Origin of the sequence: Mycolicibacterium phocaicum, assembly GCF_010731115.1 — a bacterium.
In the GTDB taxonomy this organism is placed as follows: Bacteria; Actinomycetota; Actinomycetes; order Mycobacteriales; family Mycobacteriaceae; genus Mycobacterium; species Mycobacterium phocaicum.
The window spans coordinates 3,068,891-3,082,250 of the sequence record NZ_AP022616.1 but is presented as its reverse complement, the minus strand read 5'-3'; the positions used below and the strand labels follow the sequence as shown (position 1 = coordinate 3,082,250).

The window sequence follows — 13,360 nt, the reverse complement described above, 5'->3', positions numbered from 1 at the left end:
GTGGGCGAACTGCGAAGAGCGTATGTCCCGGCGGTCACGGCCGCATCCGATTGCTGGGACTGGCTAAATAGCCGGCCCCAACAGGTCGTCGGCGTCCTTGATGACGTAGCCGTAGCCTTGCTCGGCCAGGAAGCGCTGCCGGTGCGCGGCGTACTCGGCGTCGAGGCTGTCGCGCGAGACCACCGAGTAGAACACCGCGCCGCCACCGTCGGCCTTCGGGCGCAGCAGCCGGCCCAGGCGCTGGGCCTCTTCCTGACGCGATCCGAATGTGCCCGAAACCTGAACGGCAACAGAGGCTTCCGGCAGGTCGATGGAGAAGTTGGCGACCTTCGACACCACCAGGGTGCGGATCTCGCCCGACCGGAACTGGTCGAACAGTGCCTCGCGTTCGGCGTTCTTGGTCGAGCCCTGGATCACCGGGGCGTCCAACTCCTGGCCGAGCTCTTCCAGCTGGTCCAGGTAGGCGCCGATCACCAGCGTCGGCTCGTCGGGATGCCGGGCCAGGATCGACTTCACCACCGCGATCTTGGTGTGCGCCGTCGAGCACAGCTTGTAGCGCTCCTCGGGCTCGGCCGTCGCGTACGTCATGCGCTCGTTCTCGGTCATGGTGACCCGGACCTCGACGCACTCGGCCGGCGCGATCCAGCCCTGTGCCTCGATGTCCTTCCACGGGGCGTCGTACCGCTTTGGCCCGATGAGTGAGAACACGTCGCCCTCGCGACCGTCTTCGCGAATCAGTGTGGCGGTCAAGCCGAGTCGGCGGCGGGACTGCAGATCGGCCGTCATCCGGAACACCGGGGCGGGCAGCAGGTGCACCTCGTCGTAGATGATCAGCCCCCAGTCGCGGCTGTCGAACAGCTCCAGGTGCTTGTACTCACCCTTGGTGCGCCGGGTGATCACCTGATACGTCGCGATGGTGACGGGCCGAATCTCCTTGCGCTCGCCGGAGTATTCGCCGATCTCCTCTTCGGTCAACGAGGTGCGCGCGATCAGCTCGCGCTTCCACTGGCGTCCGGCGACGGTGTTGGTCACCAGGATCAGCGTCGTCGCACCCGCCTTGGCCATGGCCGCAGCGCCGACCATCGTCTTGCCCGCGCCACAGGGGAGCACCACGACGCCCGACCCACCGGCCCAGAACGAATCCGCGGCCAGCTCCTGGTAGTCGCGCAGCTTCCAGGTGTCCTGCTCCAGCGTGATCGGGTGCGCCTCGCCGTTGACGTAACCCGCCAAATCCTCTGCGGGCCAACCGATCTTGAGCAGCATCTGCTTGACGCGGCCGCGCTCGGACGGGTGGACGATGACGGTGTCGTCGTCGATCTGGGCGCCCAGCATCGGGGTGATCTTCTTGTTGCGCAGCACCTCGGCCAGCACGGCCCGGTCCAGGCTCACGAGCGTCAACCCGTGCGCCGGGTGCTTCACCAGCTGCAGCCGCCCGTAGCGGCCCATCGTGTCGACGATGTCGACCAGCAGCGGCTGCGGCACCGCGTACCGCGAGTGCGACACCAGCGCGTCGACCACCTGCTCGGCGTCGTGGCCCGCGGCGCGCGCGTTCCACAGCGCCAGCGGCGTGATGCGGTAGGTGTGCACGTGCTCGGGCGCGCGCTCCAGTTCGGCGAACGGCGCGATCGCCGCGCGTGCCGCCCCGGCCTGCTCGTGGTCGACCTCGAGCAGCACGGTCTTGTCCGACTGGACGATCAGGGGTCCGTCAGTCATGCGCCATCCACTCCATCAATTGCTCGCAGGCCATCCGATCCATTATCCAGACGCGCGCGAGTGGTCCATTTCCACCGCTCGCGAGGGAAACGCGAACCCGAAACTCCCTATTCCGGCGCGACCACCGAGGTCACCCGGTGGATCGCGAATTCGCGGACCCGGCCGGCGGCCGGGTCGTAGGCAGTCAGCTGGCCGCCGCGCACGTTCACCGGCGCCACCACGCGCTGCGTGGCCACCCCGGCGGCGTCGACGTACCCGATCACCACCGACGACTGGGTCACCGCGGCGTCGGTCAGCAGCGAGATCGCGGCCGCCGGGTCCAGTCGCTCCCCGTTGCCGCCGCGGCCGGTCTGGCGCAGGACGGCGACGATGGCGCCGAGAGTCTTCTCGTTCGGTGCCTGCGGGTGCCGGAAGGTGCGCCGGTGGATCGGCGTGGACACCCGCGCGCCGAGCGGGCGCAGGTCGACGATGGTGCCCGACCAGTCCTCGGCGGCCGGCGCGAAGCCGGCGGTGCGCAGTCCGGCCAGCACGTCGGCGATCGGCGCTGGTGACACCGCGACGGTGGGGGCCAGGGCCCGCAGGCTCAACTGCTCGAGCGTGGGGGAGGCCAGCGCCTGTGCCAGCAGCGCCGGGTCCTCACACCGGATGAACGACGACGCCATGCCGACCCGCAGCTGTCCGTGCCGGCGGGCGACGTCGTCGATCAGATAGGTGAGGCCCTGCGGCACCGGCGTCTTGGAGTGCCGGGCGAACAGGGTGTGGATCTCGCTGGCGGTCCTGCCGGTATCGAGGGCACGCCGGATGGACTGCTCGCTGATGCGGTAAACCGTTGCGGCCCCGGCGGATTCGATGTCGGCGACGGTCGCCAGCTGGTCGGCGAGGTCGCGTTCGAGCGGCCCGGGGACGACGACTGTCAGATCGGCCTGCAGCAGGAAATGGTCGATCGGGTCGGGCAGTGCCGCCGCCATCGCGGCAACGACGTCCTCTTCGGGTGCGCCGGCCAGCAGCATCCGGATCGGCCCGGCGAGCGCGCCGCGGCCGACCATGCCCAAAGCGTGTGCCTCGGTGAGCAATTCGTCGGTCGGCTCGGGTTGCAGACGGGCGGTCCAGCGCGGCCGGCGCCACAGCATCGCTGCCGAGGCGGTGGCGGTGTCCATGGTGCCGCCCGGCGGCAGTTCGGCGAGCACCGTCAGCAGCAGCCGGCGGTCCAGCGGCGCGGCCGACGAATACAGCGCATTGGTCAGGGCGGCATACGGCTTGCCGTCGGGCCCGCGCTTACCCACCAGCCCGGGACGGCAAGGCAGGTCCAGCCAGGTGGTGGCCAGCAGGTGCCAGCGCGTGGCGGCACTCGATTCGATGAATCGGTCCGCGGCGACGGTCGGCGCCCAGTAGGGGCCGTCGTCGTAGTCGTCCGAGTCGGGGATGCCCGATGCGATCAGCGTCGCCGACGCGCACAGTTCCAGGATCAGCGAGAGCCGGCCTTCGTCGATCCCGGTGACCTTGGTCAGCCGCTTGGCGTCGCGCACCCCGAGGCCGCCGCTGCGCAGCTCGGGAACCGGTGTCGCCGAGAGGGTTTCGAGAACCAGTTCGACTTCACGCAGCAGGTCGATGGCCGAGCCGGCCGCGGCCGCGTCGACATCCTTCTCGGCCAAGACCGGAGTCGAGGGTGTCGGCGGCGTCAGCGTCGTCGGCCCCGGCGCCTGTCCCCGCAGGACCTGGCCGACGAGCCGTGGCAGGATCACCGTCTCGTCGTCGATCGGGCGCAGCAGTCCGGCCGCGATCAGCTGCGGCACCGGACGGTCGGGTGCGGTCCCCGGCGCCGCATCCTTGGTCCGGCCGATCGGCGACCCGTCGGCCAGCCGCTCGAGCAGGTCCCGCTGCGGCGTATCGATGGCGGCCAGCTTCGCGGCGATGCCGTCGGCGTCTGGGTCCTCGACGGTGACCTGCCCCGGATACCAGGGCAGCACCGACGCCGCCTCCGAGACCACCCGCACCGTGTCGGCGCCCCACACCAGCCCGCGGGTGCGCAGCTCGTCGAGCGCCGAGGTGACGACCTTCTTGTTGGCGCGCCCAGCCAGCAACTGGAACAGCGCGCCGGTCGGCACGGCGATGGTGGTGGCCTGCAGCGTCAGCAGCGCGTCCAGCACGGCGAGCTGCAGAAAATCGAGATCGTCGGTCGCGGCCTTGACCGATTGCCGGGACTGGGCGCGGGCCGCCAGCGCGGACAGGGTCGCCGGCGGCGGTTGCGTGAGGTCGGGCCGGACGCTGAGCAGCTGCACCAGCTGCGCGTCCGACATGTCGGCCAGCCAGGAGCCCAGCGGCACACCCGGGGAATCGTCGATCATTGCTGACCAGCGTAAAGCAGCCTCCCGGCCTCGCCAGCGGGCGCGGGGCCTGCCACAATGTCTCCGTGGCTGAGAAGAAGAAGAACCAGTACGTCGACAATGGCTGGCCCGAGGTGTCCGGCGACGACCACGCCGTGAGCGAGCTGGCAACCGACCGTACCGGCGCGCTCTCGCCGTTCGGCGATCTGGAGTTCCCGCTGCCGGCCGAGAAGCTGCCGTACATGCACCCGGTCACCGTCGTCAACAAGTAGCCGTGGAGCTCTCGCACCTGGACGAATCGGGTGCGGCCCACATGGTGGACGTGTCCGCCAAGGACGCCACCCGGCGCACCGCCGTCGCGGCGGGCGTCCTGCGCACCCGCGCTGACGTCGTCGACCTCATCACCAGCGGTGGACTGCCCAAAGGTGACGCGCTCGCGACCGCCCGCGTCGCCGGCATCATGGCCGCCAAGCGCACCAGCGACCTGATCCCGCTGTGCCACCAGCTGGCACTGACCAAGGTCGAGGTGGCCTTCGAGACCGGTGCGGACGGCGACGCCATCGGCATCACCGCGACCGTGCGCACCACCGACCGCACCGGCGTCGAGATGGAAGCCCTCACGGCGGTCAGCGTCGCGGCGCTGACGCTGTACGACATGATCAAGGCCGTCGACCCGGCCGCGCGCATCGACGACATCCGGGTGCTGCGCAAGGAAGGCGGCAAGACCGGCCTCTGGGAGCGGGAACAGTCGTGAGCCGCACCGCCCGCGTCGTCATCGCCTCCACCCGCGCCGCTGCCGGCGTCTACGCGGACCGCACCGGCCCGCTCATCGTCGCCTGGTTCGCGGAACGCGGGTTCGACGTGCCCGCACCGGTCGTCGTCACCGACGGCGAGCCGGTCGGCGCCGAACTGCGCCGCGCCATCGCCGACGACGTGGACGTCGTCCTCACCTCGGGCGGTACGGGAATCTCCCCGACCGACGCCACGCCGCAGGCGACGCTCGAGGTGCTGGACTACCAGATCCCCGGGCTCGCCGACGCGATCCGTCGGTCCGGGCTGCCGCACGTCCCGACCTCGGTGCTGTCCCGCGGGGTGTGCGGCGTCGCCGGCCGGACGCTGATCGTCAACCTGCCGGGTTCGTCCGGAGGAGTGAAGGACGGGCTGGGGGTGCTGGCCGGGGTACTGGACCACGCGCTCGACCAGCTCGGCGGAAAGGACCATGCCGGATGAGCGTGCTGCGCGCCGACCTCAGTGAATCGCCGATCGACGTCGCGTCCCACGAGGCCCTGGTCGACCACAGCGCCGCGGGAGCCGTCGTGAGCTTCGCGGGTGTCGTGCGCAACCACGACGGCGGCCGCGGGGTGACGCGGCTGGAGTACTCGGCGCACCCGTCGGCCGCGGCGGTGCTGGCCGAGGTCGCCGCCGACGTCGCCGCCGCCTCCGAAGGCGTGCGCGCCATCGCGGTCAGCCACCGGATCGGGGTGCTCAACATCGGCGACGCCGCCCTTGTCGCGGCGGTATCGGCCGATCACCGCGCCGCGGCATTCCGTACCTGCGCGCTGCTGGTCGACACCGTCAAGGAGCGGCTGCCCGTCTGGAAGCACCAGTTCTTCACCGACGGCACCGACGAATGGGTCGGCTCGGCCTGAGCCCCGAGGCCTGCTCTTCGCTCGCCGAGGAAAGGCTGGCGCGCAAGTACCTGGCTTCAATCACCAGGCGCGCGCAGCTGCCGTGACTGAAGCCAGGTACGTGTTTCGGCCGTCGGCGGTCCCTGAGCGCAATGACCGCCGTCTGACCGCTCCCCGATTGCACTCACGTACTTTCGCCGGCGCCCTGCACTGACTGGCCACGAAAAAAATCGCCCCGGTCGAATGACCGGGGCGATTTCTCTATGTACGTATTACGGAGCCGGAGGGGCGTCGACGATCGGGGCCGGGCCGGGCGCCGGAGCGTTCGGCGGGGCCGAGATGCTGCCGCCCGGTGCGCCGGTCCGCGTCGAGGCGACGGCGAGCAGGGCGTCACGACCGGAGATGTCGTTGTTCTGGACCGCGTGCCACAGCTGCTTCAGGTAGCTCATGTTGGCGCTGTCACCCGTCTCGGGCGCATCCATGGTCGAACCCGGGGGCAGGTTGGTCGGGCTGGCGAGGTGCGGCGTGCCGTCCGGCGGGGTCTGCAGCGCGACCGGGGCGGCCGGGGCGGGAGCCGCGGCATCGGCAACCGGAGCGGGGGCCGGCGCCGGGGCGTCGACGACGGGGGCCGGGTCGGCCGGCAGGTCCTGCTTCGCGTGCAGGGCCCACGCGCCGTTCTCGGCGGGGGCCTCGCTGGTGTCCCAGTTGGCGGCCTGGATCACGGGCGCCGGGGCCTCGACCGGAGCTTCCGGGGCGGGCGCTTCGACGACGGGTGCCTCGGGAGCCGGGGCAGGAGCCTCAGGGGCCGGGGCGGGGGCCTCGGGGGCGGGCGCGGGAGCCTCGGGCGCGTCCAGGACGGGGGCCTCGGGGGCGGGGATCTCGTTGGAGACGTTGACGATCGCGGGGCCCTCGGGGGCCTCCGGCAGCGGCGCGTCGAGCGGAGCGGCGGCCTCTTGCACCGGAGCCGGATCGGCCGGGGCGTTGAGTTCGGGGTTGTCCAGCGTGGCGGCCGGGGCCGGCGCCGGGTTGTTCTTCACGACGTTGCGCGGGGTGGAACCGGACAGGCCGGTGCCGCAGACCGGCCAGGCGCCACGGCCCTGGCTCGCCAGGACGCGCTCGGCGACGGCGATCTGCTGGTCCTTGCTGGCCATGTTGGCGGCGGGCGCGTACTCGCCACCGCCGTGGGCGCTCCAGGTGCTGGGCGAGAACTGCAGCCCGCCCTGGTAGCCGTTGCCGGTGTTGATGGCCCAGTTCCCGCCGGATTCGCAGCGGGCTACCTTGTCCCATTCGCCGTCGGTCGCGGCGGCGGCCTGTGCGGCGAGGGCGATGCTGCCGCCACCAAGAACCGCGCCGGTGAAGGCGATCTTGGCGACAGAGACGCTGGACGTGGTCGGTTTGCGGTGGCGTCCACTCATGAAAAAAGCAGTCCTCTCGTCAACGCCTGCGAGGTCAGCTGTCGGGTTCGGGCTGGAGAGGTTGCCCGGCCTGCAGAGCAGGCTTCACCCCAAGGAGCCGAGGCTCCTGGTCCTGATTTCCTCGGTGGACCGGTTGGGTCCCCCGCCTCCATCCACGGGTTGTCGTCGGCCGCACCTGATGGATGGAGCTAGGCGTTTCAAGTGCGGGTGCCAAAGGGTCGCTCTGGCTTGAGAGACGACGGTATCGGGTCAGGTGGGTTCCGTCACCTCGACCGATTTCGGGCGTTTCGGGCCCGAGCAAATTATGAGAGGACTTTAAAGCCGCTGGCTGATTCGGCGTTTTCGCAGGTATCGATGCCGGTCAGGGGCGCCGCAGCCAGGTCGTTACCGTTTCGTTATGTGAGGCATTTCACAATTAGCCGCCGGCGAAGGGGGGTAGGACATCGAGCGTCCCGCCCGTGGCGAGCGCGGTGTCCAGATCGCGCACGGCGACGCCGTCGCGCAGAAATGAGCAGCGTGAGAGCACTTTTGCCACATCTGCCCCACGTGTACCAATGGAGTTCACCAGATCGCGGACGGTTACACCCTCATTGAGCTGCAACGTTTCGGTCTCGATTCCGGTTGCGGCCTTCGCGGCGGCGAAATAGCGCACCGTCACCACCAAATCCGCCACCGTCAGCCGCCGATCGCGCTCATCGGGCGGTCCGGCTGGACGAAACCCGGATCGTTTATTCCATGGCCCGCCGGCTTGGCCCACATCGCGGCCCGCCAGGCGGCCTCCACCGCATCGTCGTCCGCGCCGCCGCGCAGCAACGCCCGCAGATCCGTCTCCTGCTGTGAGAACAGACAGCTGCGCACCTGACCGTCGGCCGTGAGCCGGGTGCGGTCGCATGTGCCGCAGAATGCGGCCGAGACGGACGCGATGACGCCGACGGTGCCGAGCACCGCGCCGTTGTCGTGCACCTGCCACAGCTCGGCCGGGGCGGAACCCCGCGGCGCCGGGTCCGGGCGCAAGCTGAATTCGCGCCGCAGCGCCGCCAGAATCTGGTCGGCCTGCAGGACCGAACCCCGCTGCCAGTGATGCCCGGCGTCGAGCGGCATCTGCTCGATGATGCGCAGCTGGTATCCGTGCTCGAGGCAGAAGCGCAACAGCGCCGGGGCGTCGTCCAAGCCGGTTTCCGGATCGAGCACCGCGTTGACCTTGACCGGACTCAGCCCCGCCGCCTTCGCGGCGGCCAGGCCGTCGAGCACCTCGGGCAGTCGCCGACGTCGCGTGATGGCCGCGAAGCGGTCCGGGTCCAGGGTGTCGAGGGAGACGTTGACGCGATTCAGGCCGGCCTTCTTCAGCGCTGCGGCGCGTTTGGCGAGTCCGATGCCGTTGGTCGTCACGGCCATGGCCGGCCGCGGCTGCAACGCGGCTGTCGCCGCGACCACTTCCTCCAGATGTGGAACCAGCAGCGGCTCACCGCCGGTGAACCGCACGCCCGTGATGCCCAGGCGCGTCACGGCCACCCGGATCAGCCGGGTGAGCTCTTCGGGAGTGAGCAGGTCGGCGCCGGGCAACCAGTCCAGGCCCTCGGCCGGCATGCAATAGGTGCAACGCAGGTTGCAGCGGTCGGTGAGCGATACCCGCAGATCGGCGGCAACGCGGCCGTACGTGTCGATCAGCGGCCCGGATGCCGGGGCCGGGCCGACGGGCCGCGTGACGGTGGGCAGGCCGAGTGGCGTGAGGGTCATTGCTGCCAGGCTGGTGCGGGGTGCGTCTGATCGACCGGGACGATCTGCTTGCCCAAGGGCAGCAGCGACACCGGGATCAGCTTGAGGTTGGCCAGCGCTAGCGGGATACCTACGATGGTGATGGCCTGCGCGATGGCGGTGGCGATGTGGCCGAGCACCAGCCACCAGCCGCACAACACCAGCCAGATGACGTTGCCGACCAAGGCCCCGGGGCGCGGGCCGGGCTTGTCGACGACGGTCTGGCCGAACGGCCACAGCGCGTAGACGCCGATGCGGGCCGCCGCGACACCGAACGGGATGGTGACGATGAGAACGAAGCAGATCAGGGCTGCAAGGAAGTAGCCGAGCGCCAGCCAGAAGCCGCCGAAAACCAGCCAGATGATGTTCAGGATCAGGCGCATGTCACCTCCTCTACATAGAACCTTCAGCCTACCGAGTAATGGGGATGCTGCGATCTGAGGTGGCCGAGTAGAATCAACGGCAACGCGTCCTGCGGAGGTGGGGCGCTTTCGTTATGTAACCGTATGTTGAGAACGAGCAGGTGAGACCAGTGCCAAGCGGCCGGGTTAAGTGGTACGACACGGAGAAGGGCTTCGGCTTCCTCTCCCAGGAAGAGGGCGAGGACGTCTACGTCCGGTCTTCGGCGCTGCCCGCCGGGGTTGAAGGTCTCAAGGCCGGACAGCGCGTCGAGTTCGGTGTCGCGGCCGGACGTCGCGGTCCGCAGGCGCTGAGCCTCAAGCTGATCGACCCGCCGCCGAGCCTGTCGCGCACCCGTCGCGAGGCCGCGGCGCCGGAGCACAAGCACACGCCCGACGAGCTGCACGGCATGGTGTCGGACATGATCACCCTCCTCGAGGACGTCGTGCAGTCCGAGCTGCGCCGGGGTCGTTACCCCGACCGCAAGACCGCCCGCAAGGTGTCCGAGGTGGTCAAGGCCGTCGCCCGCGAACTCGACGCCTGATCCACGCGCCGAACGTTGGCTTGTGTTCGAGAGCCGGCTGATTTCTCGCACACAAGCCAACTCTGGGCGGGCAGACTGGGGACGTGACCTACGTCAACCCAGGTTCTGAGTTCACCCGCGACACGAACTACATCAGCACCCGGATAACGGCCGACGGCCGTGACGGGTTTCCCGTGGAACCCGGCCGGTACCGGTTGATCGTCGCCAGGGCGTGTCCCTGGGCCAATCGCGCCATCATTGTGCGCCGGTTGCTGGGCCTGGAAGATGTTCTCTCCATTGGCTTTTGCGGCCCGACGCACGATCAGCGCAGCTGGACGTTCGACCTGGACCCCGGTGGTGTCGACCCGGTGCTGAAAATCCCGCGGCTGCAGGACGCGTACTTCAAGCGCGACCCGGACTACCCCAAGGGCATCACGGTGCCCGCGATCGTCGACGTGCCCACCGGTGCCGTCGTGACCAACGACTTCGCGCAGATGACGCTGGATCTGTCCACCGAGTGGACGGAGTACCACCGCGAAGGTGCGCCGCAGCTGTATCCGGAGCACCTGCGCGACGAGATCGACAGCGTTGCCAAGCGCGTCTACACCGAGGTCAACAACGGCGTCTACCGTTGCGGGTTCGCGGGGTCACAGGAGGCGTACGACGCCGCCTACGACCGGCTGTTCACCGCGCTGGACTGGCTGACCGAAAGGCTCAGCGGCCAAAGGTATCTGGTGGGGGACACCATCACCGAGGCCGACGTGCGGCTGTTCACCACGCTGGCCCGGTTCGACCCCGTCTATCACGGGCACTTCAAGTGCAATCGGTCCAAGCTCGCCGAGATGCCGGTGCTGTGGGCATACGCCCGGGACCTGTTCCAGACGCCCGGCTTCGGTGACACCGTCGACTTCGTGCAGATCAAGCAGCATTACTACATCGTGCACGCCGACATCAATCCGACGCAGATCGTGCCGAAGGGTCCCGTGTTGGCCAATTGGCTGACGCCGCACGGCCGGGAAGCGTTGGGCGGCAGGCCTTTCGGTGACGGCACGCCGCCCGGGCCGGTTCGCGAAGGCGAGCGGGTGCCGGCCGGTCACGGCGCTGAGTAGGTCAGGGCCAGACGGTCCGCACGGACCATTCGGCGTGCGGCAGCGGGAACTCGTTGCCGTCGGAATCCCTTGCCAGCGTGGGCAGTTGGACGGCGAGTCCGAGCAGCTTGCCGTGATGGGGGTCGACGGTCGGGATGGTCACGGCCAGCCGCTGGTTCGGCCGGAACTCGCTGACCGTGGAACCGCCGTCCTCATAGGCGAGCAGCAGCACCCACGGCGCCCGCGCCACAGGCTGCGGCACGGACAGCTGAATGGGGTGCCGCGCCGTGACGTGCAGTTCGCCCGTCGTCGCGGGGACGTCGCACGCCTTCAGATGGACGTCGCAGTAGCGGTACGGCCCGATGCGGGTCAGCTGGCCGTCGGTGAAGGCGCTGATCTCGGGGAAGTCGGGGCCCTGGTGCCGCGTCAGCCGCCAGACCAGGACACCCGTGGCCGTCGCCGACAGCACCGCGACCACTGCCAACAGCGCGAAAACTCGTTTCATATCCATCCTTGACGCGCCCCGCGGGGCACTGTGGGATCGGTCTGTCGTTGAGGCACGGGGCCCTCCTGCTCGGCTAGTACGGGCCGGTTGCCGCCGAAGCCCGGGATCAGTGAGCCACCGTTGTAGCTCACGAGGGTCTGGGCCAGCCCGGGGATCAGCAGGGCGCTGACCGCGGTGAACCCGACCCAGAGGTCGGTATAGATCAGCACACCGACGGCGCCGCCGACCACCCAGGCCAACTGCAGCACCGACTCGGACCGGCCGAACGCCGACGCCCGGGAGGCCTCGGGCAGGTCGTGCTGAAGCGACGCGTCCAGCGACGCCTTGGAGATCGCCGTGGCGGCCGAGGTAATCAGCGCGGCGGCCGCGGCCACCATGAGATTGCCGGCCACCGCGGCGGCGATGGCGGAAGCGGTGACGATGACGGTTGCGCGCACGACCACCTGCGCGGGATGTCCCAGTTTGAGCCGGGCACTGGCGATGTTGCCGGCGAAGTTCCCGATGCCCGCGGCGGCGCCGATGAGACCGAGGATCTTCAGCTGTTCCCACGCACCCGCGTCATGCGACTTGGCGACGAACGCGGGGTACAGGAACAGGAAGCCGACGAGCACCTTGATGGTGCAGTTGCCCCACAGCGACGTGATGATGTTGCGGCCCAACGGCTGTCGCGGGGATTTGTCGTGATGCGGATGCCGTAGCTGCTCGGTCGGCGCGTGATACGACAGCGTCGCCGGCACCTCACCCTCGGTGACCTCGACCCACTTGGGGATGCGCATCGTCAGGACGGCGCCCGCGACCGCCACGACGGCGACGACGTAGAGCGCGCCCGGCAGATGCATCAGGCCGAAGGTGTACTCGAACGCGGCCGCGACGCCACCGCCCAGCCCGGTTCCGCCGAGCAGGCCGAACATGGTGAGCCGGGAATTGACCCGGACCAGGTCGATCGTCGGTGGCAGCACACGTGGCGTCACGGCGCTGCGCAGCACGCTGAACGACTTGGACAGCACCATCATGCCCAGCGCGCAGGGGTAGAGCACCCACGGTGGATAGCTGCCCGTGGCGCCGTCGTAGTTGCCGATCAGCACCAGCGCCAGCACCACGCGCAGCGCGAACGACACCGCCAGGGCGACGCGCCGGCCGTGCTGCACGCGGTCCAGCGCCGGCCCGATGAGCGGCGCGATCACCGCGAACGGCGCGATGGTGATGAGCAGGTACAGCGCCACCTTGCTCTTGGACTCGCCCGAGGCCGCCGCGAAGAACAGCGTGTTGGCCAGCGCGATGCCCATCGCCGCATCGAGCGCGTTGTTCGCGACGACAGGCCACGTCAGTGCCGTCAGACCGGATTTGTCGGCGCCGTCGGCCGTCGCGGCCCGGTGCACCAGCCCGTACACCTTGGTGCCCATCTCACGGCTGCGCTGCGCGGCGGCACGGGTGACGGTGATCTTCTCGCCGCCCGCGGGACCGCGGCGCCGGTCGTCGTCATCGCGGCGCCGGTCGTCGTAGCCGTCGTCGTATCCACGGTCGTAGCCATGGCCGTCGTGGTGATCGTCATCGAGCGGCGGCAGCCAGCGGTTGTCGCTGTGCGACGAGGACCCCCGCGGCGGCGGCCTGCGGCGGGCTTGACCAGGATCGCTCGGGTAATTGGCCATGCCCGGATGCTCTTCGTCCTCGCGGCGCGGTGGGCGCGGCGGGTAGTAACGGGGATCCCCCGACCTCCCGGCATCCCGCGGTCCACTCATGGGCACGATTGTTCCCCATGCTGCCGACGGCGGCGCGCAGGCAGGCGGTGTGGCCTTGTCCTGGGTGGTCAGGCAGTATTGATCACGATGGACATGCCCAATGACACCGAATCGGCAGCCGTGACGCCGGACGAGTCGACGCCGACCGAGGGGCCGGTCGAGGTGCCGACCCCTGAAGCAGCCGCGGAATCCGTCGACGCCGTCGAAGCTCCCGCCGAGGCACCGGAATCGGCCGAAGTGCCCGAGACCGTCGACGAGCCGCAGGCCGCCG

14 protein-coding genes and 1 riboswitch are annotated in these 13,360 nt (G+C 69.7%); of the genes, 6 read left to right on the top strand and 8 right to left on the bottom strand.

Annotated features, from left to right (window positions below; all coding sequences use genetic code 11):
* Positions 1–63: 63 nt before the first annotated feature.
* On the bottom strand, positions 64–1,713 hold the full coding sequence (locus tag G6N46_RS14835) for a DNA repair helicase XPB (RefSeq protein ID WP_138247912.1): 1,650 nt from the start codon (positions 1,711–1,713) through the stop codon (positions 64–66).
* Positions 1,714–1,820: 107 nt separating this feature from the next.
* On the bottom strand, positions 1,821–4,058 hold the full coding sequence (locus tag G6N46_RS14830) for a helicase-associated domain-containing protein (RefSeq protein WP_138247913.1): 2,238 nt from the start codon (positions 4,056–4,058) through the stop codon (positions 1,821–1,823).
* A 65-nt stretch (positions 4,059–4,123) separates the two neighbouring features.
* On the opposite strand from G6N46_RS14830, the gene G6N46_RS14825 reads away from it, so the two are divergent.
* From G6N46_RS14825 to G6N46_RS14810, 4 genes are read left to right on the top strand one after another with little or no spacing between them, the layout of a single operon-like run.
* Positions 4,124–4,309, top strand: a complete 186-nt coding sequence (locus tag G6N46_RS14825) for a hypothetical protein (protein WP_061006992.1) — start codon at positions 4,124–4,126, stop codon at positions 4,307–4,309.
* Positions 4,310–4,350: 41 nt separating this feature from the next.
* A complete protein-coding gene (gene moaC, locus G6N46_RS14820; protein ID WP_234880535.1) occupies positions 4,351–4,791 on the top strand; it encodes a cyclic pyranopterin monophosphate synthase MoaC in 441 nt (146 codons plus the stop codon).
* Positions 4,788–5,267, top strand: a complete 480-nt coding sequence (locus tag G6N46_RS14815; protein WP_061006993.1) for a MogA/MoaB family molybdenum cofactor biosynthesis protein — start codon at positions 4,788–4,790, stop codon at positions 5,265–5,267. Before moaC ends, G6N46_RS14815 begins: the two co-directional genes overlap by 4 nt.
* A complete protein-coding gene (locus G6N46_RS14810) occupies positions 5,264–5,686 on the top strand; it encodes a molybdenum cofactor biosynthesis protein MoaE (protein ID WP_061006994.1) in 423 nt (140 codons plus the stop codon). Before G6N46_RS14815 ends, G6N46_RS14810 begins: the two co-directional genes overlap by 4 nt.
* Before the next feature lie 251 nt (positions 5,687–5,937).
* Here the strand turns inward: G6N46_RS14810 and G6N46_RS14805 are convergent, their stop codons facing one another.
* From G6N46_RS14805 to G6N46_RS14790, 4 genes are all read right to left on the bottom strand, one after another.
* Positions 5,938–7,080, bottom strand: coding sequence for a transglycosylase family protein (locus G6N46_RS14805; protein ID WP_138247915.1), 1,143 nt, complete (start codon positions 7,078–7,080; stop codon positions 5,938–5,940).
* A gap of 8 nt (positions 7,081–7,088) precedes the next feature.
* Positions 7,089–7,261, bottom strand: a riboswitch (cyclic di-AMP (ydaO/yuaA leader).
* A gap of 234 nt (positions 7,262–7,495) precedes the next feature.
* Positions 7,496–7,753 (bottom strand): MoaD/ThiS family protein, encoded by a 258-nt coding sequence (locus G6N46_RS14800; protein WP_082934726.1) that lies wholly within the window; start codon positions 7,751–7,753, stop codon positions 7,496–7,498.
* A 2-nt stretch (positions 7,754–7,755) separates the two neighbouring features.
* Positions 7,756–8,817 carry a GTP 3',8-cyclase MoaA gene (moaA, locus tag G6N46_RS14795; RefSeq protein WP_138247916.1) on the bottom strand — a complete coding sequence of 354 codons (1,062 nt, stop codon included), beginning with the start codon at positions 8,815–8,817 and terminating at the stop codon, positions 7,756–7,758.
* Entirely contained in the window at positions 8,814–9,218 is a 405-nt protein-coding gene (locus G6N46_RS14790; protein WP_064859312.1) for a YccF domain-containing protein, read from the bottom strand. Before G6N46_RS14790 ends, moaA begins: the two co-directional genes overlap by 4 nt.
* Positions 9,219–9,367: 149 nt before the next feature.
* Between G6N46_RS14790 and G6N46_RS14785 the strand changes: the two genes are divergently transcribed.
* A complete protein-coding gene (locus G6N46_RS14785) occupies positions 9,368–9,778 on the top strand; it encodes a cold-shock protein (RefSeq protein WP_053854517.1) in 411 nt (136 codons plus the stop codon).
* 83 nt (positions 9,779–9,861) lie between these two features.
* Positions 9,862–10,866, top strand: a complete 1,005-nt coding sequence (locus tag G6N46_RS14780; RefSeq protein WP_138247917.1) for a glutathione S-transferase family protein — start codon at positions 9,862–9,864, stop codon at positions 10,864–10,866.
* A 1-nt stretch (position 10,867) separates the two neighbouring features.
* Here the strand turns inward: G6N46_RS14780 and G6N46_RS14775 are convergent, their stop codons facing one another.
* Together G6N46_RS14775 and G6N46_RS14770 are read right to left on the bottom strand one after the other, a co-directional pair.
* On the bottom strand, positions 10,868–11,350 hold the full coding sequence (locus G6N46_RS14775; protein ID WP_138247918.1) for a DUF2771 domain-containing protein: 483 nt from the start codon (positions 11,348–11,350) through the stop codon (positions 10,868–10,870).
* Positions 11,347–13,089, bottom strand: a complete 1,743-nt coding sequence (locus G6N46_RS14770) for an MFS transporter (protein ID WP_407665109.1) — start codon at positions 13,087–13,089, stop codon at positions 11,347–11,349. Before G6N46_RS14770 ends, G6N46_RS14775 begins: the two co-directional genes overlap by 4 nt.
* Positions 13,090–13,360 lie beyond the last annotated feature (271 nt).

What these genes read in the sequence shown, in the direction of transcription:
- G6N46_RS14790 (WP_064859312.1), bottom strand. Translation starts at nt 9,218, where the DNA reads ATGCGCCTGATCCTGAACATCATCTGGCTGGTTTTCGGCGGCTTCTGG.
- moaA (WP_138247916.1), bottom strand. Translation starts at nt 8,817, where the DNA reads ATGACCCTCACGCCACTCGGCCTGCCCACCGTCACGCGGCCCGTCGGC.
- G6N46_RS14830 (WP_138247913.1), bottom strand. Translation starts at nt 4,058, where the DNA reads ATGATCGACGATTCCCCGGGTGTGCCGCTGGGCTCCTGGCTGGCCGAC.
- G6N46_RS14805 (WP_138247915.1), bottom strand. Translation starts at nt 7,080, where the DNA reads ATGAGTGGACGCCACCGCAAACCGACCACGTCCAGCGTCTCTGTCGCC.
- moaC (WP_234880535.1), top strand. Translation starts at nt 4,351, where the DNA reads ATGGTGGACGTGTCCGCCAAGGACGCCACCCGGCGCACCGCCGTCGCG.
- G6N46_RS14775 (WP_138247918.1), bottom strand. Translation starts at nt 11,350, where the DNA reads ATGAAACGAGTTTTCGCGCTGTTGGCAGTGGTCGCGGTGCTGTCGGCG.
- G6N46_RS14835 (WP_138247912.1), bottom strand. Translation starts at nt 1,713, where the DNA reads ATGACTGACGGACCCCTGATCGTCCAGTCGGACAAGACCGTGCTGCTC.
- G6N46_RS14810 (WP_061006994.1), top strand. Translation starts at nt 5,264, where the DNA reads ATGAGCGTGCTGCGCGCCGACCTCAGTGAATCGCCGATCGACGTCGCG.
- G6N46_RS14770 (WP_407665109.1), bottom strand. Translation starts at nt 13,089, where the DNA reads ATGAGTGGACCGCGGGATGCCGGGAGGTCGGGGGATCCCCGTTACTAC.